Origin of the sequence: Arthrobacter pullicola (assembly GCF_014836875.1) — a bacterium.
GTDB lineage: Bacteria > Actinomycetota > Actinomycetes > Actinomycetales > Micrococcaceae > Arthrobacter_B > Arthrobacter_B pullicola.
In genome coordinates, this window is sequence record NZ_JACSQC010000003.1 from 141,194 (window position 1) to 166,085 (window position 24,892).

Below are 24,892 nucleotides of genomic sequence, written 5' to 3' on the forward strand. Positions count from 1 at the left end.
TGAGCGAAGCCGCTGTGCCATGTATTTGCCGTGCCATTTACTTCAGGGTAAACGAATCTATCGTCACCGGTGCTAGGGGTTCTCCGTCCTGGACGCCGCCTGCCGTCCCGGCTGCAGCGATGGATTCCAGAACATCAAGCCCTGACGTTACCTTACCCATTATCGTGTACCCGCCGGTGTCCTGCGTTATGACCGAGTCCTTATAGACAATGAAGAACTGCGTACCGTGAGAATCCGTGGTCCCGGCGCGGGCGACGGCGACCGAGCCGGCCGGGTAGACACCGTCAGCGGGAGTGTTTTCGACCGGACCCCACTGATAGCCGGGGTCGGAGGCCCCGGTCCCGTCCGCCGACCCGCACTGGAGAACCCCCATGGTCTCTGCTGTGGTCAGCCGGTGGCAGTCTTTGCCGGCGAAGAAACCGGAGTCCGCCAGGGACTTGAAGACGGACACCGCCTGCGGCGCGGCACTGCCGTCCAGCTCGATTCCCACTTCCGAGCCGTTGAGGGACAGCGTGCCGCTGAAGACCTTTCCCTCGGCCAGCGACGGATCCGGGACGGTGGATTCGCTGCCGGTTTCCTCCGCCGTGACCTTCGCCTGGCTTTCCAGCAGGGCCAGGTCCTCGGCAGTGGGATTGGAGGAGAACCAGAAAACCTGGAGCGCGACGGCCAGCGCCAGGACCAGGACCCCGGCGATTCCGGCGTAGACATTGTCCTTAAGCCTCCGCCGGCCCTGCTCCCGGGCCAGTGCCTGGCGGGCTTCCATCCGGGCCACACGACGGCGGGTTTCACGGTCGGTACGGCTGGTGACCTTCACCGCTGCCTCCTTCGGGGGACTGGATCCGGGCGCCGCGGAGGCGCCTGGGGTGCTCTGCGGCACCCACCGGACCGGAAGAGGCTAAAATGAGTGCCGCACACAGTTTATGCATGCAGCAGCTGTGGTTTCCCAGTATCCGGCCCCGGGCGCTCCTCTGCGCCTGTTTCCGGAGCCGATCCACCTAAGGAGTTCTCCCGCATGGCACGCAAGGCCTCACTGTCCGGTTTCCCCGAATGGCTACCGCAGGAGCGCCTGGTTGAACTCCATGTCCTGGACGTGCTGCGCCGGACCTTCGAACTCCACGGCTTCTCCAATATTGAGACCCGCGCGGTGGAAACCGTGGGGCAGCTCCTGCGCAAGGGCGAAATCGACAAGGAAGTCTATGCGCTCAGCCGGCTGCAGGCGGAGGAAGGCGAAAGCAGCGGCAAGCAGGACCCGAACCAGCTGGCACTGCACTTCGACCTGACGGTGCCGTTCGCCCGGTACGTGGTGGAGAACGCAGGCCACCTGGCCTTCCCGTTCCGCCGTTACCAGATCCAGAAGGTGTGGCGGGGCGAGCGTCCGCAGGAGGGCCGCGCCCGCGAGTTCACCCAGGCGGACATCGATGTGGTGGGCGACGGCGACCTGCCGTTCCGGTACGACGTCGAGCTGGCGCTGGTCATCGCCGAGGCCCTGGGTGCCCTGCCGATCCCGGACTTCCGCATCCGGGTCAACAACCGCAAACTGGCCGAGGGTTTTTACCGGGGCGTCGGGCTGGAAGACACCGCCGGGGTGCTGCGCAGCATCGACAAGCTGGAGAAGATCGGCCCCCAGCGTGTGGCCGAGCTGCTGCAGGAAGAGCTGGGTGCCACGCCGGAGCAGGCTGACCTGGCACTGAAGCTGGCCTCCATCCGCACCGACGACGTCTCCTTTGCTGCCCAGGTCCGGGCACTGGGTGTCACGAACGACCTGCTGGAAACCGGCCTTGATGAGCTGGAGCAGGTGATCGCGGAGGCAGCCAAGCGCGCTCCGGGCAAGGTCGTGGCAGATCTTTCCATCGCCCGCGGCCTGGACTACTACACCGGCACCGTCTACGAGACGGTCCTGGTGGGACACGAGCAGCTGGGTTCCATCTGCTCCGGCGGCCGCTATGACGCGCTGGCCGCCAAGGGCAGCCGGACTTTCCCCGGCGTCGGGCTCTCCATCGGTGTAACCCGCCTGGTGATGCGCATCCTCAGCCAGGAATTCGCCGAAGCCTCACGCTCGGTTCCCACCGCCGTGCTGGTGACCCTGGCCGACGACGATTCCTGGTCCGCGGCGCAGGACGTCGCCGTGGCCCTGCGCGGACGCGGCATCTCCGTGGAGGTGGCAGCGAAGGCGGAGAAGTTCGGCAAGCAGATCAAGTATGCCGACCGGCGCGGCATTCCCTTTGTCTGGTTCACCGCCGAGGATGGCAGCCACGAGGTCAAGGACATCCGCTCCGGGGACCAGGTTTCCGCCGACCCGGCCGTCTGGACCCCGCCTGCCGAGGACCTGCTTCCGCAGATCACCGCCCGCGGCTGATTCCTTCTTTTCCTTCTTTAAGCAATTCCTTCCTTAACTGATTCGTTGCACGGCTGAAACACGCCGCTTCCGGGTTGTTCACTGCGGCTGGCCTATAGTGGCTGCATGAAAACCCCACTCCGGATCGGTTATGCGGCCATGCTGGAACAGTTTCATCCGACGGAAGCCGTGGCTCTTTCCGCCTACGCGGAAGAGCGCGGCTTTTCCGGAGTGATGGCTGCCGATCATTTCCAGCCCTGGGTACCCGCGCAGGGACAGTCCGCATTCGTCTGGAATGTCCTCTCCGCTCTGGGGGAACGGACCAAAGGCGACATCGGGCCCGGAGTCACCGCACCCACCTTCCGCTGGCACCCGGCGATGGTGGCGCAGGCTTCCGCCACCTTGGCGGCCATGTACCCGGGGCGGCACTGGCTGGGGCTGGGGTCCGGCGAGGCACTGAATGAGCACATCACGGCCCAGTACTGGCCCGAGGCACCGGAGCGGATCAACCGCATGTTCGAGGCCATCGAAATCATCTCCAAGCTCTTCGCCGCGTCGCTGGCCGGGAAGGACGTGCGGCACAGCGGGACCTTCTACAAGATGGAATCCACCCGGCTGTGGACCATGCCGGAGGTTGCCCCGGAAATCCTTGTTGCCACCGCCGGCCCCGTGACGGCCAAGCGCGCGGGAAAACACGCTGACGGGCTCATCACCGTAGGTGCCCCGCTGGAGAAGATCGAAGGGCTGTTCGCCCGTTTCGACGCCGGTGCCCGCGAGGCTGGCAAGGATCCGGACACCATGCCCAAGGTCCTGCAGCTGCATATGAGCTGGGCACCCACCTACGAGGAAGCCCTCGCGAACGCCATGACCGAATGGCCCAACGGCGGTATGAAGTTCCCCAAGGCGGACATCCGCTCACCTTTTGAACTGGAGCAGATGGCCCGTTTGGTCCGCCCGGAGGACTTTGAAGGCCGGCTGCTGATTTCCGAGGACCCCGACGTTCACCGCGCCTACATCCAGAAATTCCTGGACCTCGGCTTCGACCGCGTCTACCTGCACAATGTGGGGCGGAACCAGCGCGAATGGATCGACACGTTCTCCGCCAGCGTCCTGCCGGAGCTGCACCGATGAATCCTGGCTGGACCGGAACCGTCCCCGCTGACCCAGAGACGGAAACTCCCAACGAAGACCTGGCGGCGGCTCCTGCCCCCGCCCTGGACCCTGCCCCCGTGCTGAATGCGGAACCGCCGGCGGCAGCGCGCCTGGTGATCACCCCGGTACACGGCATCGGGGAAGTGCAGGCCGGGGCGAACCTGGTGGAGCTGATCGGTAAAGCCTGCGGCCGGGATCTCCGCAGCGGGGACATCCTGGCGGTGACCTCCAAGATCGTGTCCAAGGCCGAAGGCCGCACACTGCCAGCGGACCGCCGGGATGACGCCGTCGAGCAGGAAACGTCCCGGGTGGTCGCCAGCCGCGAGCATGCGCACGGCACCACCCGCATAGTGGAGAACAGGCTCGGAATCGTTGCCGCGGCCGCCGGTGTGGACGCCAGCAACACGGCCGAGGGGACGGTCCTGCTGTTGCCGCTGGATCCGGACGCGTCCGCCCGCAGGATCTGCCGGGGGTTGAAACGGGACTGGGGCGTGGACGTCGGCGTGGTGATCACCGATACCCTGGGCCGGCCCTGGCGCCAGGGCCAAACAGATGCCGCGATCGGCGCGGCAGGCCTGGACGTACTGCTGGACCTGCGCGGACTGCCGGACAGTTCCGGACGGCCGATGTCCGCGACCGTCACCGCGGTGGCCGACGAAATTGCCGCCGCAGCCGATCTGGTGAAGGGAAAGACCTTCGGGGTGCCCGTCGCGCTGGTCCGCGGACTCGACACTCTGGTGACGGTGGGCGGGATGGACCGTGACCCCGGTGCCAAGGCCCTGCTGCGCCCGGCGGAGGAGGACCTGTTCCGGCAGGGCAGCGCTGAAGCGTTCGAGGACGGACGGCGCAGCGGCACCCGCTCCGGCTACAACGCCGGATACGACGACGGACACGCGGCAGGATATGAAGACGGCTACGCGGCCGGTTACGCCGCAGCGGCGTCGGAGGCCCGCCGCCGGGCCCGTTCCAGCGGCGGCTGAGCGCGGTGGGGTCGAACCAGCGGCGGCTGAGCGCGGGGGTCGAACCAGCGGCGGCTGAGCGCGGCGGGTTCGAACTAGCGGCGGCTGAGCGCGACCAGCGGCCGTCCCGTGGCAGGGTGGACCAGCAACACGGCGTTGACGCCGTAAACCCGGCGGATGAGTTCGGGCGTGAGGATCTCTTCCGTCGGTCCGGCCGCGGCCACCCGTCCGCCGTGCAGGAGCAGCAGGTGCGAGCAGGAAGCCGCCGCATGGTTGATATCATGCAGCGCGGCCGCAACGGCCAGCCCTTCTGCGGCCAGGCCCTGCAGCAGGTCCAGGGTTTCGAGCTGGGCGGCGGCGTCCAAGTGGTTGGTGGGTTCATCCAGCAGCAGCACTTCCGGTTCCTGTGCCAGCGCCCGGGCCAGCTGCACCCGCTGCCGTTCTCCGCCTGAGAGGGTTGGGTACAGGCGTTCCGCCAGGTGCCGGGCGCCGGCTGCTGCCAGGGCCCGCTCCACGGCAGCGTGATCGGCGGGCCCGTCCGCAGCGAACAGGCTGCGGTGGGGGGTCCGGCCCAGCGCCACGACCCCGCGGACCGGCTGCGCGACGTCGTCGGGCAGCGACTGCTCCACCAGGGCGATGCTGCGGGCGCGCTCCCTGGTGCTGATCCGGCTCAGGGGACGGTTCCCCAGCAGCACGGTGCCGGAGTCTGCCGGGAGGACGCCGGCGAGCAGATGCAGCAAGGTGGACTTCCCGGCCCCGTTGGGACCCAGGATGCCCGTGACGGTTCCCGGGCGGAGGCTGCAGCTGACGCCGTCGACCAGTGCCTTCCCGCCGCGGGTCACAGTGACGTGTTCCGCGGACAGCGGGAGCGGCTTCGTGACACGGCTGCCGTTGGAGGCAGGCGCCCGGACCGTGCTCATGCGATGCTCCGCCGGCGCAGTAGCAGGACGATGAAAACGGGTGCGCCGATCAGCGCGGTCACGATGCCGACCGGGATTTCCCGCGGTTCGAAGACCGTCCGCGCTGCGGTATCCGCCAGGACCAGGAAAAGCGCCCCGGCCAGCGCCGAGAGCGGCAGGAGGGCGCGGTGCCCGGACCCGGCGACCAAACGGACGGCATGAGGAAGCACCAGGCCCACGAACCCGATGGAGCCGCTGACGGAGACCATGGCTCCGGTGAGCAGCGCGGTGGCACCCAGCAGGGTCCAGCGCACGGTGGGCACCGGGACGCCCAGGGCTGAGGCTGCGGTGTCACCGAAGGCGAAGGCATCCAGGATCCGGCCGCAGAACAGCAGCGGAAGGCCCACCACCGCCAGGACCGGCAAAGTGATACCGACGCTGCTCCAGCCCGCCCCGGCCAGGGACCCCATCAGCCAGCCCAGGACCTCGCGGTAGGAATCACCCTGGGCCGTCCAGAACACGATGAAGGACGCGCCCGCCGCGGCAAGCGAGGACACCGCCAGCCCCGCCAGGATCGTCCGGGTGGGCGTGATGGTGCCCAGCGCACCCGCCAGGGTGAGCGTGAGCACCATGGCGAGCATGGCCCCGGCGAAGGCAGCAGCGGGAAGCGCGACGGCGAAGCCCAGGAGGAGCACGGAAACCGCTCCCAAGGAGGCCCCGGAGCTGAGGCCCAGGAGGTAGGGGTCGGCCAGGGGATTCCGGGTGAGCGCCTGGATCACCGCTCCGCACAGCGCCAGCCCGGCGCCGACAGCCGCCGCCGTCAGCAGGCGGGGGAGCCGCAGTTCGCGGATGATCGCTTCCTGGATGGGACTGAGGGCGCTGTTGCCCGGTGAGACCAGGGCCAGCCAGGCCGCCCGCGGGCCCAGGCCGGCCGGGCCCACGGTGAGGGCCCAGAGCATGGCTGCTGCCAGGGCAGTAGCCAGCAGGGCCGCAAGCGGCCAGGCCCGGGACCGGGAATGGATCCGGTCCGGTTCCGGCACGGGAGCGGTACCTGCGCCGGCCGCCGCGTGGGTGGCCATGCCGGCGTCGTCGTTGCTCACCTGCGCAGGCACATTCCCCGGGACCCGAACATCAGTCAAAAGCAGCCACCTGTTCGGTGAGCGACCGGACGGTTTCGACATTGCGCACCCCGGCCTCCGAGGCGGCGAAGGGCACCACCAGGTACTGCTGGTTGCGCACGGCCTGAAGCTGGGAAATCACCGGGTGCGATTCGAGCACGGCCTTCTTCTTTTCGACGCTGCCCCACGCCGAATCCACCAGGACAATCACGTCAGGATCCGCGGCGGCCACCGCCTCCCAGGAGTACGGGCTCCAGGCCTGCTTAATGTCGGCGGCGATGTTCTCCAGGCCGGCAGCTTCCAGCATCAGCTGCGGCGCGCCGCTGCCGGCACCAACAAAGGGTGTGTCGGACCCGGAGCTGTACCAGAGGGCGGTGAGCCCGGCGTCCGAGGGCTCTACACCGTCGAGTTCAGTACGCTGCGCGTCCACGAGTTCCTGCGCGGCTTCCGGAACACCGAACAGGTCCCCGGCTTCGGTGATCGAGGAGAAAACGTCGTCGAAGGTCAGGGGATCCGGCCGGTAGCCGTCCTGCTGGCAGGCGGCAGGGGAGACATAGCTCGCGATGCCAAGGTCTGCCAACTGGCTGCGTTCACCGGCTCCGTCCGCGGAAAAGTTCGATTCCCACCCGGCGAACACCAGGTCCGGCGCCAGTGCCAGCACGGCCTCCCGGGAGGGAACCTTGTCTGCCAGGACCGGCGGGGCCGTCTCCGGTGCCCAGGCAACGGGGACCGGGCCGTCTGAAAATGCTGTTCCCACGATCCGGTCGCCGAGTCCGAGGGCAAGGAGCATCTCGGTGGACGTGGACTTAATGGTGACCACCCGTTCGGGCGCGGCGTCGAGGACCACCGGGGTCCCGCAGTTGTCCAGCTCGACGGGGTAGGCAGGGGACTGCGGTGCTGTTTCAGTTTGGGCTGCTTCCGCGGCTGGTGCCGGCACCTCCGCCGGCGCGGTCGAACAACCGGAAAGCAGCACTGCTCCGCAGAAGACGGCAGCCCATCGCAGGGAGGTCTTCGGCCGTGGGTCCGCTGTGCGCGGATCTTTTGTGGGCCGGGGGCCGGGGCTGGGACAGACGGCGGTGCTGGGACGGGCGGGGGTGCTGGGACGGGCGGGGGTGCTGGGACGTGACATGGGACCTCGCTGGTGGGATTTGGACGGGACCTGTGGGGACCTTCCGCGGAAATCTGTGCGGGGAACCCGGAAAAAATCATGGCCATGGCCCAAATCGAGGCCAGCGGATCCCGGCCAGACCGGCCGGAGAAACGATGCCTGCCGCCGGGCTGAAAGCGTACCTGCGGCAATTTCTACACTCTTGCAGAACGGGCGCGCATAGCCAAGGATGTCGGGCACGGAGAAAACAGCTGCCCCACAGCTTTAATGCCTCCGAAACGCAGGGGAAATCTTTAGCCCAAAGGATGTGAAAAGACCCTTGGCGGTCTTTTCAGAACAGGCGGCAGGAGTGCCGCCGGAAGGTTGAGGCTGTTTTGACAATCGTCCGTACCGCACTGACGCAGACAACGTGGACCGGTGACGAGGAATCCATGGTGGCCAAGCATGAGGACTTCGTCCGGAGAGCCGCAGCGGAAGGCGCGGAGATCATTTGTTTCCAGGAGTTGTTCCATGGCCCCTATTTCGGAATCGTGCAGGACAGCAAGTACTACGAATACGCTCAGTCCGTTCCGGGACCATTGACCGAACGCTTCGCCGAACTGGCCGCCGAGCACAAAATGGTGATCATTCTCCCGGTGTATGAAGAAGAACAGCCCGGTGTCTACTACAACACCGCCGCAGTGATCGATGCAGACGGCACCTATCTGGGCAAATACCGCAAGAACCATATTCCCCACGTGGAGAAATTCTGGGAGAAGTTCTATTTCCGCCCCGGGAACCTTGGCTGGCCCGTTTTCGACACGGCGGTCGGAAAGGTTGGAGTCACCATCTGCTATGACCGGCATTTCCCGGAGGGCTGGCGGGTGCTGGGACTGAACGGCGCACAGCTTGTCTTTAATCCCAATGCCTCCAAACCCGGGCTTTCCAACCGGCTCTGGGACCTTGAGCAGCCCACTGCGGCAGCGGCCAACGGCTATTACGTGGTGGTGCCGAACCGGGTGGGGGAGGAAACCAATGAGTTCGGCGAGGAAGCCGTTGACTTCTACGGGACCTCCTACATTGCGGACCCGCAGGGCAACTATGTGGGGGACCGTGGTGCCCGGGACCGTGAGGAACTGATGATCCGGGACCTGGACATGGACCTGGTCCGCACCGCCCGGAACAACTGGCAGTTCTACCGGGACCGCCGGCCGGACGCCTACAGCCCGATCACTGCCCCGTAGGCAGCACGCGGCTCACCTTAGGCGCCGCACCCGGACCAGTTCAGAGGAAGGCAAGGAAACGCTCCATGGCAACAACACTTATCTCCGGTGGCACCGTCGTCACCGCCACGGGCCGCAGCGCTGCGGATGTCCTGGTGGATGGAGAGAAAATAGCCGCGGTCCTGGCACCTGGCTCCACGCTCCTGGGCCAGGACCTCGCCCGGTCGGTGGACACCGTCCTGGACGCGGCCGGGAAATACGTGATTCCCGGCGGCATCGACGCCCACACCCACATGCAGATGCCCTTCGGCGGCACCGAGGCCAGTGACACCTTCGAAACCGGAACCCGCGCGGCAGCCTGGGGCGGAACCACCACCATCGTGGACTTCGCGATCCAGCGTTACGGCGAACGGGTGATGGACGGACTCGCCGCCTGGCATGAGAAAGCCGCCGGGGAATGCGCGATCGACTACGGCTTCCACCAGATTATCGGCGACGTCAATGACGACTCGCTGAAAGCCATGAACTCCCTGCTCGATGAGGGAGTCTCCAGCTACAAGCTTTTTATGGCCTACCCCGGGGTGTTCTACAGCGACGACGCCCAGATCTACAAGGCCATGCGGGTCGGCGCCGAGACCGGGCTGATGACCATGATGCACGCCGAGAACGGTCCGGCGATCGACGCGATGGTGGCCGAGCTCCTGGCCCAGGGCAAGACCGACCCGTACTACCACGGTGTCGCCCGCGCGTGGCAGATGGAGGAGGAAGCCACCCACCGGGCAATTATGCTCGCGAACCTCACCGGAGCGCCGCTGTACGTGGTCCATGTGTCAGCCAAGCAGGCGGTTGAGCAGCTGGCAGCGGCACGGGATAACGGGCAGAACGTGTTTGGCGAAACCTGCCCGCAGTACCTCTACCTTTCGCTGGAAGACCAGCTGGGGGCGGAGGGTTTCGAGGGCGCCAAGTGGGTCTGTTCCACGCCGCTGCGTTCCAAGCACGAACACCATCAGGACCACATGTGGCAGTCGCTGCGCACCAACGATATCCAGATGGTCGCCACCGATCACTGCCCGTTCTGCATGAAGGGGCAGAAGGACCTGGGAGTGGGGGACTTCTCCAAGATCCCCAACGGCATCGGCTCGGTGGAGCACCGGATGGACCTGATGTACCAGGGGGTTGTGGACGGAAAGATCAGCCTCGAACGCTGGGTGGAAATCACCAGCACGACGCCGGCACGGATGTTTGGCATGTACGGCACCAAAGGTGTGATCGCCCCCGGCGCCGATGCCGACGTCGTTATTTACGATCCGAACGGGCACACCTCGATCGGTCTGGAAAAAACCCACCACATGAACATGGACTACTCAGCGTGGGAGGGGTACGAGATCGAGGGCCATGTGGACACAGTGATGTCCCGCGGCAAGGTGGTCGTCAACAACAACGAGTATCTGGGCAGCAAGGGCCACGGACAGTACGTCCGCCGCTCCACCAGCCAGTACCTGGTTTAGGGGAGAACATGGAATTTGGTGCGGTACTGCAGTGCAACCCTCCCGCCCAGCGGACAGTGGCACTGGCCAAAATGGCCGAGGAACACGGGTTCGACTATGTCTGGACCTTCGATTCGCATCTGCTCTGGCAGGAGCCCTACGTGATCTACAGCCAGATCCTGGCTGAAACCCGGTCCATTAAGGTGGGGCCAATGGTCACCAATCCGGCCACCCGCGACTGGACCGTAACGGCGTCGACCTACGCCACCCTGAACCAGATGTACGGGAACCGGACGGTGTGTGGGATCGGCCGCGGCGATTCCGCGGTGCGGGTGACCAACGGCGCTCCAACCACGCTGAAGACGCTGCGGCAGGCCATCCATGTGATCCGCGAACTCGCGAACTCCCGGCCGGTTGAATACAACGGCGCCACCCTGCAGTTCCCCTGGAGCAAAGGCTCGGAACTGGAAGTGTGGGTGGCGGCGTATGGGCCGCTGGCCCTGAAGCTGACCGGAGAAGTCGGTGACGGTTTCATCCTGCAGCTTGCCGACGTCGACATTGCCGAATGGATGATCCGCACCGTCCGGCAGGCCGCGGCCAACGCGGGCCGGGACCCGGACAGCATCTCCTTCTGTGTTGCGGCTCCGATGTACATCGGCACCGACCTTGAACACATGCGCAACCAGTGCCGCTGGTTCGGGGGCATGGTAGGCAACCACGTGGCGGACATCGTCTCCAAATACGGTTCGGATTCGTCCGTGCCGCAGGCGCTGACCGACTACATTGCCGGACGCCAGGGCTACGACTACAACGAGCACGGACGGGCGGGGAACACCCATGCCGACTTTGTGCCGGACGAGATCGTGGACCGGTTCTGCATCCTCGGCACCGCCGAAGAGCACATGGAGAAGCTCGAGAAGCTCAAGGCCCTGGGGGTCACCCAGTTCGCCGGGTACCTCCAGCATGACAACAAGGAAGAAACCCTGCGCGTTTACGGCGAGACCGTTATCCCGGCACTGCGCGAGAACGTGGCTGCCAAGGCATGAAAACGGGTGCGCAACCCGTGCGGACGCTGCCCGCCCGGCTCCTTTGGGGGCTGGGCGGGGTGCTGGTCCCCGTCATGGCCTGGGAACTCTACAAGGCACTTGGGCCCGCAGAGGGCATTAGCATCGGCGGCGTGCCGGTGCTCCCGCGCACCACGGACCTGGCCATGCCGCATACCTGGACCATGCTCGCCAGGCTGTTCGCGCCGGAATCCTCAGCTGCCGGGGCTGCGCCCATGTGGACCGCGGTACTGCAGGCAGCGGGCTTCACACTGGGGATTGCCGGTGCCGGGTGGCTGATCGGAACGGTGGTCGGCCTGGGACTGGCCATGCTGATGCAGCGTTTCCGCAGTGCCAACTCAGCGGTGCTTCCCTGGATCATCCTGAGCCAGACGGTCCCCCTGATCGCCATCGCTCCGCTGGTACGGCGTTGGGGTTCCCAGCTCGAATTCGGTCCTTTCGTCTGGGAGAACTGGATGTCGGTGGCGGTGATCGCGGCCTACCTGGCGTTTTTCCCGGTAGCCGTCGGTGCCCTGCGGGGTTTCGGCGCACCGGAGAAGGCCCATGAGGACCTGATGCACACCTACGCACTGGGCTGGTGGCAGACGTTCCTGCGGCTGAGGCTTCCGGCCAGCGTGCCGTATCTGCTCCCGGCCCTGCGGCTGGCTGCCGCCAGCGCGGTGGTGGGGACAGTCGTGGCCGAGGTGTCGATCGGACTCCGGGGTGGAATCGGGCGCATGATCGTGGAATTCGCGGCGGCTGCCGGTGGGGACCCGGGCAAGCCCTGGGCACCTATTTTCGGAGCGGTGGTGCTCGGCCTGGCCGCCGTGGGATTTGTTGCTTTGATCGGCGTTTTGCTGCGCCGCTACCGCAGAGGAGAACAGGGCGTATGAACGAGGCAACCATCCGCCCTCCGGCAGCTGCCGCCGTCGAGGTGACGGGCGTGGACCGGATCTTCCGGTCAGGCCGGGAGGAGGTGCAGGCACTGCGGGGCGTCAGCGTCACTGTGGCAGCCGGTGAATTCGTCTCCCTGATCGGGCCCTCGGGGTGCGGCAAAAGCACACTGATGCGCTTGATCGCGGACCTGGACGCACCCAGCTCCGGAACGATCAACGTGTTCGGAAAAACGGCGCGGCAGGCACGCCTGGACCAGGATTACGGGATCGCTTTCCAGCAGGCCGGGCTGCTGCCCTGGCGGAGCGTCCGGGGCAACATCGAACTGCCGCTGCTGACGCACGGTGCCGCAGCAGCTAAACGCCGGGAGCGCGTTGACGAGCTGCTCGCGATGGTGGGGCTCTCGGACTTCGGTGAGCATTATCCGGACCAGCTGTCCGGCGGCATGCAGCAGCGCGTAGCCATCGCCCGGTCACTGGCGGAAAGCCCGAAGCTGCTGCTGATGGATGAACCCTTTGGGGCGCTGGATGAAATGACGCGGGAAAGGATGCAGAACGAACTGATCCGGATCTGCGCGGAAACGGGCTGCGCCGTCGTGTTCGTCACCCACTCCATCCCGGAAGCGGTGTTCCTCTCCGACCGGGTAGTGGTGATGTCTCCCCGGCCCGGCGAAATCCGGGACGTCGTCGACATTACCCTGGGAGCCGCCGTCGGCCGCGGTGCCGGGCTGCGGGAGGAAGCGGTGTTCTACGACGCGATCCGGCTGGTGCGTGAAGCCCTGCACGGTGCGGAACCTGCCGCCGTCCGGGGAGCCGAAACCCGATGAGCGGGATCGTTCAGGATCCGCCGGAGGCGCCGGGGGCCCGGACGCTGCAGCGGACCGCGGTGCCGTCCGGAACGCGGGGAACGGCGGGAATCGATCCTGGCCGGCTGTCCGGCCTGGGCCGGAACCTGGCCGCACCGCTGCTGCTGGGGGTGGCAGCGCTCCTGCTGTGGCAGGGGGCCGTCTGGCTGCTGGAGATTGAACCATTCATTGTGCCGGGCCCGCTGGCGATCGCCGGGGCTTTCCTGGAAAACCTGCGGAATGTCCTGGAGGCCGCGGCCGTCACCGGCGCGAACGCAGCCGTCGGACTGGTGGTGGGAGGGCTGCTGGGTGTGGCAGCGGCCGTGGCATCCGCTGCAGTGCCGGCGCTGGACCGGTTGGCGGCGCCGATGGTGGTGGCCCTGTCGGTTATTCCGATCGTGGCCCTGGCCCCGGTCCTCTACACGATGTACGGCGCGGATCAGCAGGCCACCCGGCAGATCGTGGCTGGAATTGCGGTGTTCATTCCGGTCTACGTGAACTCGCTGCGCGGTTTCCGGCAGGTAGCCCCGGTTCACCGGGATCTGATGCGTTCCTACGCGGCCGGCAAATGGCAGATCACCCGCAGCGTCACCCTGCCCAGCGCCGTGCCGTACATGTTCACCGGACTGCGCATCGCCTCCTCCCTGGCCGTGGTGTCAGCTCTCATCGCGGAGTATTTCGGCGGACCCGTGGGCGGCCTGGGGAAGTCGGTGACCTCCGCCGCGTCGAGCAGCAACTACACGCTGGCCTGGGCCTATGTGGTGGGGGCGGTCCTGCTGGGACTGCTCTTTTACGCGGTGACCGCCGGCCTGGAGAAATACTTCTCCCGGCACACGGCGCGCACCTGATTCACGCTCCATTTCATCCGCACCATCGTCCGCAAAAGGGGAAGTCCATGAACCGAGAGAACAAAGCGAGAAAACCACTCACCACGGTGGCTTCGGCCCTGGCTGTTTCAGCCCTGGCATTGGCCGGCTGCGGAGGAAGCGGCGGGGACAGCGGCGAAGCAGCCGGGGATCTGACGCCGGTGAAGCTTCAGCTGCAGTGGTTCGCCCAGGCCCAGTTCGCGGGCTACTACGCGGCGCTGGACCAGGGCTTCTTCGAGGAGGAAGGCCTCGACGTCGAAATCCTGGAAGGCGGTGCAGACATTGTGCCGCAGGACGTCCTGGCCTCCGGTGACGCCGACTATGCCATCTCCTGGGTGCCCAAGGTGCTCGGCTCGATCGAACAGGGTGCGGCAATCACCAACGTCGCGCAGATTTTTGAGCGGAGTGCCACGCTCCAGGTGGCGATGGCGGATTCCGGAATTGACGGGCCGGAGGACCTGGCCGGCAAGAAAGTGGGCTCGTGGGGGTACGGGAACGAATGGGAGCTTTTCGCCGGAATGCAGAAAGCCGGCGTGGAAATCGGTGACATCGAACTGATCCAGCAGGCGTTCGATATGAACGGCTTCCTGGCCGGGGACATCGACGCCGCCCAGGCCATGACCTACAACGAGTACGCGCAGGTGCTGGAAACCGAGAACCCTGACACGGGGGAGCTCTACCAGCCGGAGGACCTGTCAGTCATCGACTGGAACGAGGAAGGTACCGCCATGCTCCAGGACGCGATCTGGGCCGATACCCAGCGCCTGGAAGATGACGAGGAATACCAGGCCACCACCGTGGCCTTTATCAAGGCTGCCATCAAAGGCTGGGCCTACGCGAAGGACAACCCCGAGGAAGCAGCTTCCATTGTGACCGGTGCTGGATCCACCCTCGGACAAAGCCATCAGCTATGGATGACCAACGAAACCAACAAGCTGCTCTGGCCATCCACGAACGGCGTCGGCCTGATCGACGAAGCGGCCTGGGAGCAGACCGTGGAGATCGCTATGGGCACCAAAAACGAAACCGGCGCGACCATCATCAGCGAAGAACCGCCGGCCACCGCGTATACCAATGAGTACGTGGAGAAGGCGCTGGCCGAGCTGGAAGAGGAAGGCGTGGATACCAGGGGCGCCGACTATGAGCCGATTGAGGTGACGCTGGCGGCCGGGGGTAACTGACCGGGTCGGGGCCGCAGAGTTTTCGTTGGAGCGGAACAGCCGTGCCTGCCGGAGTTATCCGGCGGGCAGGGCTGTTCGCGTCCTTAGTACTAGCGCCAAAGGGCGGACTCTCCCCAATTGGCCGGTGCGCCGGTATGAGAAAGCGGCAGTAGTTTCACATCCGGGTAGCTGCGGAGGACTGCTGGCAAAAGTTGTGGCCGCCCGATTCCCCGGTGGTGGAGCATATGCTGAATGAGACTTAGCTGGCCAAAGGTCCTGTTCATCTCATTTCGCGTTTCGTCGAGATGTGGATACTGGCCGACTTTAGGAAGTTTGGGTTTGATCGCATGGACTCTGTTGAAGAGTCGTCCGTGGTGCGCGCAGATATTCCGGACGACATTGAGAGACTTCATCCAGGATCCAAGCTGGGGGGCCGTGAGGCCAAACTTATCCGCAACACTGTCTTGGATCCCGCGGGGCGCAAAGCCATACAAGTACGTGAGGGCTCCCCAATCGAGGATCTCCACCGCTGCCCAAACGGGCAATGTGCCGCCGTACCTCACCCGGTGGTGACTGACGAAATCTTCCTTTGATTCCCTGAGACTCTTCTCGTAGCGCTTGAGCCATGTCGAGTAGATGGCACCTTTTCCGGCCTGTGGACCCAGAATTCCGGGCTTAAGGTGTGCGCACTCGTCGAGTAGACCGAGTTCGTGGCCAAGAAGGGCTCGCACGGTTAGCTCAATAGGTGTCAGGCAAGCAAAGGTTGCGGTTCTGAGAGCCTCGTCAAAGTTGTAGAGCTTTACAACATCCTGCAGAATCGTGCCTGGGTAGAAGTCATCCTCACGATGTTGGCCTGAGTGGCGGCGGAACGAGTACCAATAGCCACTCAAGCGGTAATAGTTGACATGCTGAAGTTGCTTGATTGCAACGTCGGGATTGCCGATATCCATGCCCCGGGAGGAAAGCAGGCCAATTTGTTCTTCGTAGGTTTTGAAAGCTTTGGGGGCTACCTGCAAACCGCGCCTCCCTGTTGAGACAAAAGTGAAGACCGGCCCTGGACCTGCCGAAGCAGGCGGAACCGGTCATAGTGGAACTAATTGTACCCCATAGACGAGGTGAATTCCGAGGACGCCTAGTGACCCGGCCGGGCGGCCCAGGCCGTGCGGCTGCCACGCATCGTCAGGTCAGTGCGCCGGCCCAAGGACTGCGGGCCGTCCGGGTCCAGCAGCTGATCCAGGGTGGCCAGGTCCTCCTGGGAAAGCGTGTCCTCCAGGCCGGTGCGCATCCGGGACAGGAAAGCCTGGGCGTTGCGGGCAATCAGGTCCCGGTTATCGTCCGTGGCGTAAACGAAGGTGCGCTGCCCCGCGATGACCATGCCGGCATCCCTGATGGCAGTGGCCCAGTCCGGATGTGAGTTCCAGCCGGCAGCCGCTACCGCATTGTGACAGCGCTGTTCCAGGCCCGGTGTGCCGAAGCCCAGGTCATCGGGGAGGTACCGCGGCAGGGTGTCCATTTCCACGACCACCAGCAGGCCCTCCGGTGTCAGTGTCCGGGCGATCTGGTCAAAAATGTGCGCAGGGTCGCCCATGTGGTGCATCGAGGAGGCCGCCCAGGCCAGATCAATGCCGGAAAGCTGGGGCCAGCCGGTATCGAGATCGGCCTGGAGGGTGGAGACCCGGGCCGACAGCCTCTGATTCTCCATCATTGCGGCCAGCCGCTGCAGCATAAATTCGGACTGGTCGACTGCTGTCACCTGGGCGGCGGGAAAGGTGCGGGTCAGGCCAAGAGTGCCGGTCCCGGTTCCCGCGCCCAGGTCCAGGATGGTTGCCGGGTTTGGCTGATGGGCGGCGGTCCACTCGAAGATCTCCTGCAGATGGTCCCTCAGCAACAGGGCATCAAGGTCCAGCACCTCGGCCAGGCCGGACTCGTCATCGTGCTGGTGGCTGGAGTGCCCGCTGAACTGATGTCCCTGCTGGTGGCTGTCGTGATGGCCGTGGTGCGGTTTTTGGGAGTGCTGGGAAGTCATGGGTTAAGCCTACGTACGCCTTGCCCAGTGCGAATACACTCTTGCCTATGACGCAAGATTTTCACGATCTTTCCCTGGACACAGTAATCCGGCAGCGCATCAAGGGCCTGCGGCTGGCGAAGGGTTGGTCCCTGGACGCCCTCGCAGCCCGCTGCTTCCTGAGTCCGTCCACCCTCAGCCGCATCGAAACCGGACACCGCAGGATTGCCCTGGACCAGCTGGTGCCGCTGGCGAAGGCGCTGGGGACCACGCTGGACCAGCTGGTGGAGTCCAGCGAGGATGACGACGTCGTGATCCGTCCGGAGCCTGAACACCAGCGCGGAGTCACCACGTGGCTGCTGTCGCGGGAGCACAACGGCACTACGGTAGCGAAGATGCGGATCACCCCCGAGCGCTCACAGGACGACGCCGCGCTCAGCGTTCATCCTGGCCGCGAGTGGTTCACCGTGCTGTCCGGAAGTGTGCGGCTGGTGCTGGGGGAGCGGGCAATCCTGGTGCACGAAGGGCAGGCCGCCGAGTTTTCCACGATGGTCCCGCACCACATCGGCGCCCACGAAGGGCCGGTGGAGATCCTGACGATTTTCGATCACGGAGGGGAAAAAGCGCATCTGCACTCCCACGAGCGGGCCTGAATCGATCGAGGTCAAGGATGCTTTACGTAAAGGGTGCTTGTCTGTACAGTTTCCTTGACAAGCTTTTCCACCTCTATGAAGGGCAGCCACATGACCGCCAAAGTTCAGCGGAGCAAATGGGGCCGTGCACGGGTTGGGGGCGGCACGCCGGCACTGCTGGGCGCTGCGTTAGTGATCGGAGCGCTCATAGCCACCGGTTGCGGTGCACTGTTTAGCTGGCTGCGGAACGGCGAAAATCCGCTGATGGAGTTTGCCGTGATGGCTGCTGCTGTCCTGCCGGTTGCAGCCGCACTTGCCTGGGCTGTGCTCGTTGACCGCTCAACCCTCGCAGGAGCAGTCGACAAACCCGAGGATTCCGTGGAGTCCGCCTGGTATGACAAGGCAGCCAGTGGTGCCTTTACGGACATTCTGCTGGTTGCCGGGATTAGCTGTGCAGCAGTCGCATTTCTGGGGATTGAAGGGCCGGCCAGTCTGATCCTTGCAGTTGTGGTTCTCTTTTCCATGCTGGATTTCGGTGCACGTTACCTGTGGTTGAAAAAACTGGCCGGAGCATGAAAAACACGCTGCCTCAGCGACGGCAGGAGATCGGGTGGTCCCAGCAGCGGCTGGCGGACGAACTCGGAGTCTCACGCCAGACCATCATCTCCATCGAAAAGGGGCGCTACGACCCTTCGCTGCCATTGGCATTCCGGCTCGCTTCGGTATTCCAATGCCGGATCGAAGAGCTGTTCACGCAGCACTAGAACGTTCCGCCACCGGTGCGGAGGAGGCCAGTGTCAGGGCAGGCCGACGGGACAACGCTGTTTTCAGATGAGAGGGTTTTCCCATGGAAGAACCGCTGCTGAAGTCCCGTCTGCCGATCGCCGCTGCTCCCATGGCAGGCGGCCCAACGACGACGGCGCTGGCCCTCGCGGTGGCGGAAGCCGGAGGCTTTCCGTTCCTGGCCGGAGGGTACAAAGCTCCCGATGCCCTCGCCGTGGAGATCAGGCAGCTCCAGGCCAGCGGGCATCCGTTTGGGGTAAACCTCTTCGTCCCCGCCCCTGCCAAGGTTGATGAAGAAGCCTTCCGCGGTTATGCGGAGGAACTCCAGCCGGAAGCGGACCGCTACGGTATGAAGCTCGACCCGGTCCCCGTTCAGGACAACGATTTCTGGGACCAGAAGCTGGCCCTCCTGATGCAGGATCCCGTGCCGGTGGTCTCGCTGACTTTTGCGCTGCCCGAGCCCGCGGCCATCGCCGCCCTGCAGCGGGCAGGAAGCCGGGTCCTCGCTTCGGTGACCACCACGGCCGAAGCGCATCGGGCAAAAGCAGCCGGGGTGGACGGTCTGGTGGTGCAGGGCCCGTCCGCGGGAGGGCACAGCGCCACGTTCAACCCGGAGCGCAGGATCGATCCGGTCAGCACTGAGGATCTGGTCCGGACGGTCCGCGCCGAATCCAGCCTGCCGATCATCGCCGCCGGCGGAGTCGACGGCCCGGGGACTATCCGCGGGCTGCTGGACGCCGGAGCCGAAGCAGCTGCGGTTGGCACACTCCTGCTGCTGGCCGACGAGGCCGGCACCTCCGCAACACACCGGGCAGCCCTGGCCGACGCCGCCTACACCGAGACCATCCTGACCCGTTCTTTCACCGGACGTCCGGCCCGCGCGCTGCGCAACGGCTTCATCGACCGGCACGAGGCGCACGCCCTGAATGCCTACCCTTCCGTCCACCACCTCACCCGTGGCCTGCGCCAGGCGGCGGGCAAGGCGGGAGACAGTGACACCCTGCATCTGTGGGCGGGCACCGGTTGGCGCAGCGCTCCGGTCGGGCCGGCGTCCGGCATCATCGGGTGGTTGGCGGGCGAGTAGCTGCTGCCGGGGCTGCCGGGGCTGGCTGGACCGGGAGTGTGCAGCTCTGGTGGCTTGGCAGTGAAAAGCCCGCCGGGCATGGCCCCCAAAAAGAGTGGCCCCTATGCGTCCTCAGCGTTGGCAGTTGCCTCGATCCAGTCGATGACTTCATCTGAGTAGTAGAGGCCACCCTGGCCACCGTCTTCCTCAGCAGGCACCTCAGCAGGCAGGGCTGCTGGGCCTCCCGCACGCAGGACTTCAGCTGCCACGCCGTCGGGAACGGCATCGCCGTTGTTGTTCATCAGCCATGTACGGGTGGCGGGTTCCAACCGTGACCACCACTGTGTGTTCGCTGCCGGCTGGTCGCTGCTCATTTCCACAGTATGGCCTGCTGCTACAGGCGAGGCCCAGTGCTTAGTAGAAGGGACCGCCACATAGTCGAAGGAACCGCCAGGTACGCGGAATGGTCTCCGCGGCGGCGGCACCCTAGGCTTAACGGGACGCTGCGGCACGCCCGCAGCCGACGGATCATTGAAAGGACTCCCTTGAGCAAGCTGCCCTGCGCTGAACTCCACCTCCATATTGAAGGCACCCTGGAGCCGGAGCTGATCTTTGAGCTGGCTGCCCGGAACGGCATCGAGCTGCCCTACGCAGATCTGGACGAGCTCCGCGCGCGCTACGAGTTCACCGATCTGCAGTCCTTCCTGGACCTGTACTACGCCAACATGAACGTGCTGCGCACCGAAGCGGACTTCGCGGACATGACCCGCGCCTACCTCAAGCGTGCAGCGGCGGCCGGCGTCCGGCACGTGGAAATGATGGTGGACCCGCAGGCGCACCTGGTCCGCGGCGTCTCGCTGGAAACCTGCATCAACGGTGTGGCCTCCGTCCTGGCGGTGTCCCAGGAGGAGTTCGGGGTCTCCTCGGCCCTGATTGCCGCCTTCCTGCGCGACCGGTCACCGGAGGAGGCCGCAAAGGTCCTCACCGACCTGCTTGACATGAACGCCCCGATCATCGGCATCGGCCTGGATTCAGCGGAAGTGGGCAACCCGCCGGAGAACTTCGTGCCGCTGTACGAGCAGGCACGCGCCGCCGGCCTGAAACTGGTGGCCCACGCGGGCGAGGAAGGTCCCTCGCACTACATCGAGCAGGCCCTGGATCTGCTGCTGGTGGACCGGATTGACCACGGAATCCGCTGCATGGATGATCCGGCGCTGGTTGAGCGCCTGGAGCGGGACCAGATTCCCCTGACCATCTGCCCGCTCTCCAATGTCCGGCTGCAGGCCGTGGACTCGCTGGAAAGCCACCCGCTGCCGCTGTTGCTGGAACAGGGCCTGAACGTCTCAGTCAATTCCGATGATCCGGCTTACTTCGGCGGTTACGTGGACGACAACTTCGCCGTCCTCCGCGAGACCTTCGACCTGAATCCAGCCCAGCTGGCGCAGCTGGCCGGCAACTCGATCACCGGCTCGTTTGCTGCTGCCGAACGCAAGGATGAGCTGCTGGCCGAGCTCGAGGCCTGGCTGCTGGTGCAGGGGACTGAATAGTCACCGTCCCCGCCGGAAGGCCAGGCGGACGACGGCACCGGCAACAATGGCCATCAACCCCAGGGAGATGACCAGCAACGGCAGGGACAGCGCCAGCAGCAGGGCACCGGCCAGTCCCAGCAGGTTCAGCACCCGCGGCGTATACCAGTGCCGTGACCGCAGGCTGAAGGCGGTCACGGCGGTGGTGCCGGCATAGAGCAGGCCAAAGAAGGCGGCCACCCCCAGCAGGGTGCCGGGCGGAAACGCCACCACCAGGACAACGACGACGGCGGCTCCCGCGGTCACGCCCGCCCAGTGCGTCTCCGGGCGCCCCTTCAGCGTGGCCCGTGTCCTGCCGAATACCGAAGGCAGTTCCCCTTCGTCCGCCATGGCCGCCGCAACCCGGGCGCAGCCCGCATTCAGGGCAGAGAGCGCACCCAGCCCGGCAGCCGCGGCGGCAATCATGACAGCCCCGATGCCAATACCGCCGCTGACCTGGCTTACCGGACCCATGAGAGGAGTGGCTTCCGCGGCCAGGGCCGGAGCCCCAAAGTAGCTCAGCAGTGACTGCCCCACCACCAGATACAGGCCCAGTACGACGGCGAGGGCGGCGGGCAGGGCCAGCGGAATGTTCCGTGCGGGGGAGCGCACGTGCGGGCCCAGCGACGCGAGATAGCCATAGCCGATGAAGCCGAAGTAGAGCAGCGCAGCCGATTCCAGGGTGCCGGCCAGCCCCGGTTCCGGCAGGGTCGCCAGTTTGACGCTTCCGGGCGGGCGGTCGGAATTGAAGGCAGCCACCGCCACGAAGGCCAGCACCGCGATCACGAACGCGACGATGAAACGGGACACCCAGTCGCTGCGCGTTATCCCAAAGACATTCAACCCAGCGGTTAGGACGACGGCGGCCACCGCCGCGGGCACCGCGAAATCCGGCAGCAGGTAGGTGCCAACCATCAGGGCAGCAACAGCGGAGGCGGCCAGCCGTGAACAGAGGAACACCCAGCCGGTGACAAAGGCTGCCGTGGGTCCCAGGAGCAGGCGCGCTGCGCGGGTCCCGCCGTCGTCGTAATTGGCCCTTCCCGCATCCAGGGCGGCACTGACCTGAAAGATCGACACACCGCAGGCGTAGGCAATGACAGCCGCGATAATCAGCGGCAGTAACAGCCCGCCGCCGTCAGCAGCAATGGCAGCCGGGAAGACCACAAATACCCCGGCTCCGACAATGGAACCGATGCCGGCCATCGTCGCGTCGAAGCCGCCGAGGGGACGGTTGAGGGCAGCGTTGCCGGACACTCATCCTCCGATCAGTCTGCCCTTGGCCGGGAACAGAATGGATCACCGGTAAACTCGAAGAAGATCTCTACTCACAATGGGCGGGAACAGGTGTTTCCGCAAGCAATCAAACTTGAAAGGACTGCTGTGCTGCGCACACACGCCCTTGGTTCCCTGAGGGCCGAGCATATTGGACAGACCGTTACCCTGGCCGGCTGGGTTGCCCGCCGCCGCGACCACGGAGGCGTCGCCTTCCTTGACCTGCGTGATGCCTCCGGCGTTGCCCAGGTGGTTGTCCGGGAAGAAGACGTTTTCCACGGCCTGCGCAACGAGTACGTCCTGCAGATTACCGGCAAGGTCGAACGCCGTCCCGAAGGCAATGAGAACCCGGCCCTGGCCACCGGTGAAGTCGAGGTCATTGCCGACGAGGTGGTTATCCTCAACACCTCCGATCCTCTGCCCTTCCAGATCGACGAGCACGTGGAAGTAGGCGAGGAAGCCCGCCTGAAGCACCGCTACCTGGACCTGCGCCGCCCGGCACCGTCCGCGGCCCTGCGGCTGCGCTCCGAAGCCAACCGCGTGGCCCGCGAACTGCTGCACGGCGAAGGCTTCGTTGAAATCGAAACCCCGACCCTGACCCGGTCCACGCCCGAAGGTGCCCGCGACTTCGTGGTGCCGGCGCGCCTGGCACCCGGTTCCTGGTACGCCCTGCCCCAGTCGCCGCAGCTGTTCAAGCAGCTGCTCCAGGTCGGCGGGTTCGAAAAGTACTACCAGATTGCCCGCTGCTACCGTGACGAGGACTTCCGCGCCGACCGCCAGCCGGAGTTCACCCAGCTGGACATCGAAGCCAGCTTCGTCGAGGAAAACGACATCATCGCCCTGGGCGAGGAAATCGTGAAGGCGCTCTGGAAGCTGATCGGCGTCGAGATCGAAACGCCGATCCGCCGTATGACCTACGCCGACGCCATGGCCCGTTACGGCTCGGACAAGCCCGACCTCCGGTTCGGCCTGGAACTGACCGAACTGACCGAATTCTTCAAGGACACCACCTTCCGCGTCTTCCAGGCTCCGTACGTCGGCGCCGTGGTGATGCCCGGCGGTGCCTCGCAGGCCCGCCGGACCCTCGATGCCTGGCAGGAATGGGCCAAGCAGCGCGGCGCCAAGGGGCTGGCCTACGTGCTGGTCCAGGAAGACGGCACCCTCACCGGTCCGGTCGCCAAGAACCTCACCGACTTTGAGCGCGAGAACCTCGCCGAAAAGGTCGGCGCCAAGCCCGGCGACTGCATCTTCTTCGCCGCCGGCCAGACCTCCGAAGCACGCGCCCTGCTCGGCGCAGCCCGCGTCGAAATCGGCCACCGCACCGGCCTGATCGACCCCAAGGACTGGGCATTCGTCTGGATCGTCGACGCCCCGATGTTCGAGCCCGCCGCCGCAGCCGTCGCTGCCGGCGACGTCGCCGCAGGTGAAGGTGAATGGACCGCGGTGCACCACGCGTTCACCTCGCCGAAGCCCGAGTTCATGGACACCTTCGACAAGGATCCCGGTTCCGCCCTGGCCTACGCCTACGACATTGTCTGCAACGGCAACGAAATCGGCGGCGGCTCCATCCGTATCCACCAGCGCGATGTGCAGGAACGCGTCTTCAAGGTGATGGGCATTTCCGAGGAAACCGCGCAGGAGCAGTTCGGCTTCCTGCTCGAAGGCTTCAAGTACGGCGCTCCGCCGCACGGCGGCATCGCCTTCGGCTGGGACCGCGTGGTGGCCCTGCTGGCCGGTGCCGACTCCATCCGCGACGTCATCGCTTTCCCGAAGTCCGGCGGCGGGTACGATCCGCTGACCTCCGCTCCGGCTCCGATCAGCGCCCAGCAGCGCAAGGAAGCCGGCGTCGATTTCAAGCCGGAGAAGAAGCAGGACAAGCAGCAGGAGAAGCCTGCCGCTGAGTAGCAGGTGCCGCCAGGCCTTGAAGGGCATCCGGAAGTCATTTGGGATTTCCGGGCGGCCCATCACAGCCTCGGCTGTCTGAGTACAGGTTTATGAGGCATTGTCCAAACGCCCGGCTGGGAATCCCCAGCCGGGCGTTTGCGTGCTGACCGCCCCGTTTCGGGACGGTGGTCCTGTGTTTGCCTGCTTCGGGCTTCAGGGGGACGCAGGAAGACTCAGGGAGACCGGTGCTGGCTTCGGTTCCGGCTGGATCGCGTCTGCGGCTGGTCTTCCCAGGGCATGGACGCCGCCTGGCTGTCCGCCGGGGACCGGCGCGGCGAGGTTCTCCTCCAGTGTGGGACATTCCTGCCGTTAGGGGACTTTCCTGCGCGGCGCCGCGGCAGGATTGTCCCGCGGCGGACGGATTGTCCCCAAACGGTTTGTCCCCAAACGGGCCAGTCCCAGCCCAACGGGAGCAGCCGCAACAGCGCGCGTCTCCCGCATTTCCGCGGAACTTTGCGCAATCCCGCTACGCACGAGAAAGAAAAGCAAGCAGGCTTGTATTTACCGCAGAATTAATTCCGGGTTTTGGAGCCGTTTTCAGGTGCCCGCTATTCCAGCTGA

At 65.5% G+C, this 24,892-nt stretch carries 24 protein-coding genes; 16 read left to right on the plus strand and 8 right to left on the minus strand.

Features of this window, described 5'->3' with window-relative positions; all coding sequences use genetic code 11:
* Positions 1-37: 37 nt before the first annotated feature.
* Entirely contained in the window at positions 38-814 is a 777-nt protein-coding gene (locus H9638_RS06915) for a peptidylprolyl isomerase (protein ID WP_191746487.1), read from the minus strand.
* Positions 815-1,012: 198 nt separating this feature from the next.
* Here H9638_RS06915 and hisS point away from each other — a divergent pair, with 198 nt between their 5' ends.
* The 3 genes from hisS (at position 1,013) to cofE (ending at position 4,467) form a co-directional block, all read left to right on the plus strand.
* On the plus strand, positions 1,013-2,356 hold the full coding sequence (gene hisS / locus H9638_RS06920) for a histidine--tRNA ligase (protein ID WP_191746488.1): 1,344 nt from the start codon (positions 1,013-1,015) through the stop codon (positions 2,354-2,356).
* Between the two features lie 105 nt (positions 2,357-2,461).
* Positions 2,462-3,466, plus strand: coding sequence for a TIGR03557 family F420-dependent LLM class oxidoreductase (locus tag H9638_RS06925; RefSeq protein WP_191746489.1), 1,005 nt, complete (start codon positions 2,462-2,464; stop codon positions 3,464-3,466).
* Positions 3,418-4,467, plus strand: a complete 1,050-nt coding sequence (gene cofE / locus H9638_RS06930; RefSeq protein ID WP_404799642.1) for a coenzyme F420-0:L-glutamate ligase — start codon at positions 3,418-3,420, stop codon at positions 4,465-4,467. Before H9638_RS06925 ends, cofE begins: the two co-directional genes overlap by 49 nt.
* 74 nt (positions 4,468-4,541) lie before the next feature.
* On the opposite strand, the gene H9638_RS06935 is transcribed toward cofE, so the two are convergent.
* The 3 genes from H9638_RS06935 to H9638_RS06945 are packed head-to-tail and all read right to left on the minus strand — an operon-like array spanning position 4,542 to position 7,436.
* Positions 4,542-5,366, minus strand: a complete 825-nt coding sequence (locus tag H9638_RS06935; protein WP_191746490.1) for an ABC transporter ATP-binding protein — start codon at positions 5,364-5,366, stop codon at positions 4,542-4,544.
* On the minus strand, positions 5,363-6,424 hold the full coding sequence (locus tag H9638_RS06940) for a putative F420-0 ABC transporter permease subunit (protein WP_191746821.1): 1,062 nt from the start codon (positions 6,422-6,424) through the stop codon (positions 5,363-5,365). Before H9638_RS06940 ends, H9638_RS06935 begins: the two co-directional genes overlap by 4 nt.
* A 52-nt stretch (positions 6,425-6,476) precedes the next feature.
* The gene (locus H9638_RS06945) at positions 6,477-7,436 is read right to left on the minus strand and encodes a putative F420-0 ABC transporter substrate-binding protein (protein ID WP_318241809.1); all 960 of its coding nucleotides are present in this window, start codon (positions 7,434-7,436) and stop codon (positions 6,477-6,479) included.
* Between the two features lie 509 nt (positions 7,437-7,945).
* On the opposite strand from H9638_RS06945, the gene H9638_RS06950 reads away from it, so the two are divergent.
* The 7 genes from H9638_RS06950 (at position 7,946) to H9638_RS06980 (ending at position 15,088) form a co-directional block, all read left to right on the plus strand.
* Complete coding sequence (locus H9638_RS06950; RefSeq protein WP_225217129.1) at positions 7,946-8,794, plus strand: nitrilase-related carbon-nitrogen hydrolase; 849 nt, start codon at positions 7,946-7,948, stop codon at positions 8,792-8,794.
* Positions 8,795-8,859: 65 nt separating this feature from the next.
* Positions 8,860-10,281, plus strand: coding sequence for a dihydropyrimidinase (gene hydA, locus H9638_RS06955; protein ID WP_191746492.1), 1,422 nt, complete (start codon positions 8,860-8,862; stop codon positions 10,279-10,281).
* A gap of 8 nt (positions 10,282-10,289) precedes the next feature.
* The gene (locus H9638_RS06960; RefSeq protein ID WP_191746493.1) at positions 10,290-11,306 is read left to right on the plus strand and encodes a TIGR03842 family LLM class F420-dependent oxidoreductase; all 1,017 of its coding nucleotides are present in this window, start codon (positions 10,290-10,292) and stop codon (positions 11,304-11,306) included.
* A 17-nt stretch (positions 11,307-11,323) separates the two neighbouring features.
* Positions 11,324-12,196: an ABC transporter permease gene (locus H9638_RS06965; RefSeq protein ID WP_318241810.1), complete on the plus strand. Its 873-nt coding sequence runs from the start codon at positions 11,324-11,326 to the stop codon at positions 12,194-12,196.
* A complete protein-coding gene (locus H9638_RS06970) occupies positions 12,193-13,023 on the plus strand; it encodes an ABC transporter ATP-binding protein (protein ID WP_191746495.1) in 831 nt (276 codons plus the stop codon). The genes H9638_RS06965 and H9638_RS06970 overlap by 4 nt, the downstream gene beginning before the upstream one ends.
* On the plus strand, positions 13,020-13,889 hold the full coding sequence (locus H9638_RS06975) for an ABC transporter permease (protein ID WP_191746496.1): 870 nt from the start codon (positions 13,020-13,022) through the stop codon (positions 13,887-13,889). The genes H9638_RS06970 and H9638_RS06975 overlap by 4 nt, the downstream gene beginning before the upstream one ends.
* Before the next feature lie 47 nt (positions 13,890-13,936).
* Entirely contained in the window at positions 13,937-15,088 is a 1,152-nt protein-coding gene (locus H9638_RS06980) for an ABC transporter substrate-binding protein (protein ID WP_191746497.1), read from the plus strand.
* A gap of 89 nt (positions 15,089-15,177) precedes the next feature.
* On the opposite strand, the gene H9638_RS06985 is transcribed toward H9638_RS06980, so the two are convergent.
* Positions 15,178-16,083, minus strand: a complete 906-nt coding sequence (locus tag H9638_RS06985; RefSeq protein WP_225217130.1) for an Abi family protein — start codon at positions 16,081-16,083, stop codon at positions 15,178-15,180.
* 116 nt (positions 16,084-16,199) lie between these two features.
* Positions 16,200-17,093, minus strand: a complete 894-nt coding sequence (locus H9638_RS06990) for a class I SAM-dependent methyltransferase (protein WP_191746498.1) — start codon at positions 17,091-17,093, stop codon at positions 16,200-16,202.
* A gap of 47 nt (positions 17,094-17,140) precedes the next feature.
* On the opposite strand from H9638_RS06990, the gene H9638_RS06995 reads away from it, so the two are divergent.
* The 4 genes from H9638_RS06995 to H9638_RS07010 all read left to right on the plus strand — a co-directional run bounded on the left by H9638_RS06995 (position 17,141) and on the right by H9638_RS07010 (position 19,571).
* Positions 17,141-17,725 carry a helix-turn-helix domain-containing protein gene (locus H9638_RS06995; RefSeq protein WP_191746499.1) on the plus strand — a complete coding sequence of 195 codons (585 nt, stop codon included), beginning with the start codon at positions 17,141-17,143 and terminating at the stop codon, positions 17,723-17,725.
* A 90-nt stretch (positions 17,726-17,815) separates the two neighbouring features.
* Positions 17,816-18,280, plus strand: a complete 465-nt coding sequence (locus tag H9638_RS07000; RefSeq protein WP_191746500.1) for a hypothetical protein — start codon at positions 17,816-17,818, stop codon at positions 18,278-18,280.
* Positions 18,277-18,468 carry a helix-turn-helix transcriptional regulator gene (locus H9638_RS07005; RefSeq protein WP_191746501.1) on the plus strand — a complete coding sequence of 64 codons (192 nt, stop codon included), beginning with the start codon at positions 18,277-18,279 and terminating at the stop codon, positions 18,466-18,468. Before H9638_RS07000 ends, H9638_RS07005 begins: the two co-directional genes overlap by 4 nt.
* Positions 18,469-18,551: 83 nt before the next feature.
* Entirely contained in the window at positions 18,552-19,571 is a 1,020-nt protein-coding gene (locus tag H9638_RS07010) for an NAD(P)H-dependent flavin oxidoreductase (protein WP_191746502.1), read from the plus strand.
* 101 nt (positions 19,572-19,672) lie between these two features.
* On the opposite strand, the gene H9638_RS07015 is transcribed toward H9638_RS07010, so the two are convergent.
* Positions 19,673-19,924: a hypothetical protein gene (locus H9638_RS07015; RefSeq protein WP_191746503.1), complete on the minus strand. Its 252-nt coding sequence runs from the start codon at positions 19,922-19,924 to the stop codon at positions 19,673-19,675.
* Between the two features lie 129 nt (positions 19,925-20,053).
* Here H9638_RS07015 and H9638_RS07020 point away from each other — a divergent pair, with 129 nt between their 5' ends.
* Positions 20,054-21,097, plus strand: a complete 1,044-nt coding sequence (locus H9638_RS07020) for an adenosine deaminase (protein WP_404799649.1) — start codon at positions 20,054-20,056, stop codon at positions 21,095-21,097.
* On the opposite strand, the gene H9638_RS07025 is transcribed toward H9638_RS07020, so the two are convergent.
* The gene (locus H9638_RS07025) at positions 21,098-22,369 is read right to left on the minus strand and encodes an APC family permease (RefSeq protein WP_191746505.1); all 1,272 of its coding nucleotides are present in this window, start codon (positions 22,367-22,369) and stop codon (positions 21,098-21,100) included.
* A gap of 126 nt (positions 22,370-22,495) precedes the next feature.
* On the opposite strand from H9638_RS07025, the gene aspS reads away from it, so the two are divergent.
* A complete protein-coding gene (gene aspS / locus H9638_RS07030; protein WP_191746506.1) occupies positions 22,496-24,292 on the plus strand; it encodes an aspartate--tRNA ligase in 1,797 nt (598 codons plus the stop codon).
* The last annotated feature ends 600 nt before the right edge of the window (positions 24,293-24,892 follow it).

Excerpts from the sequence above, each read along its gene's own strand:
- H9638_RS06925 (WP_191746489.1), top strand. The coding sequence starts at position 2,462 with ATGAAAACCCCACTCCGGATCGGTTATGCGGCCATGCTGGAACAGTTT.
- H9638_RS06940 (WP_191746821.1), bottom strand. The coding sequence starts at position 6,424 with ATGGCCACCCACGCGGCGGCCGGCGCAGGTACCGCTCCCGTGCCGGAA.
- H9638_RS07015 (WP_191746503.1), bottom strand. The coding sequence starts at position 19,924 with ATGAGCAGCGACCAGCCGGCAGCGAACACACAGTGGTGGTCACGGTTG.
- H9638_RS06980 (WP_191746497.1), top strand. The coding sequence starts at position 13,937 with ATGAACCGAGAGAACAAAGCGAGAAAACCACTCACCACGGTGGCTTCG.
- hydA (WP_191746492.1), top strand. The coding sequence starts at position 8,860 with ATGGCAACAACACTTATCTCCGGTGGCACCGTCGTCACCGCCACGGGC.
- H9638_RS07005 (WP_191746501.1), top strand. The coding sequence starts at position 18,277 with ATGAAAAACACGCTGCCTCAGCGACGGCAGGAGATCGGGTGGTCCCAG.
- H9638_RS06970 (WP_191746495.1), top strand. The coding sequence starts at position 12,193 with ATGAACGAGGCAACCATCCGCCCTCCGGCAGCTGCCGCCGTCGAGGTG.
- H9638_RS06990 (WP_191746498.1), bottom strand. The coding sequence starts at position 17,093 with ATGACTTCCCAGCACTCCCAAAAACCGCACCACGGCCATCACGACAGC.
- cofE (WP_404799642.1), top strand. The coding sequence starts at position 3,418 with ATGGATCGACACGTTCTCCGCCAGCGTCCTGCCGGAGCTGCACCGATG.
- H9638_RS07010 (WP_191746502.1), top strand. The coding sequence starts at position 18,552 with ATGGAAGAACCGCTGCTGAAGTCCCGTCTGCCGATCGCCGCTGCTCCC.
- H9638_RS06975 (WP_191746496.1), top strand. The coding sequence starts at position 13,020 with ATGAGCGGGATCGTTCAGGATCCGCCGGAGGCGCCGGGGGCCCGGACG.
- H9638_RS06960 (WP_191746493.1), top strand. The coding sequence starts at position 10,290 with ATGGAATTTGGTGCGGTACTGCAGTGCAACCCTCCCGCCCAGCGGACA.
- H9638_RS07000 (WP_191746500.1), top strand. The coding sequence starts at position 17,816 with ATGACCGCCAAAGTTCAGCGGAGCAAATGGGGCCGTGCACGGGTTGGG.
- H9638_RS06935 (WP_191746490.1), bottom strand. The coding sequence starts at position 5,366 with ATGAGCACGGTCCGGGCGCCTGCCTCCAACGGCAGCCGTGTCACGAAG.
- hisS (WP_191746488.1), top strand. The coding sequence starts at position 1,013 with ATGGCACGCAAGGCCTCACTGTCCGGTTTCCCCGAATGGCTACCGCAG.
- H9638_RS06995 (WP_191746499.1), top strand. The coding sequence starts at position 17,141 with ATGACGCAAGATTTTCACGATCTTTCCCTGGACACAGTAATCCGGCAG.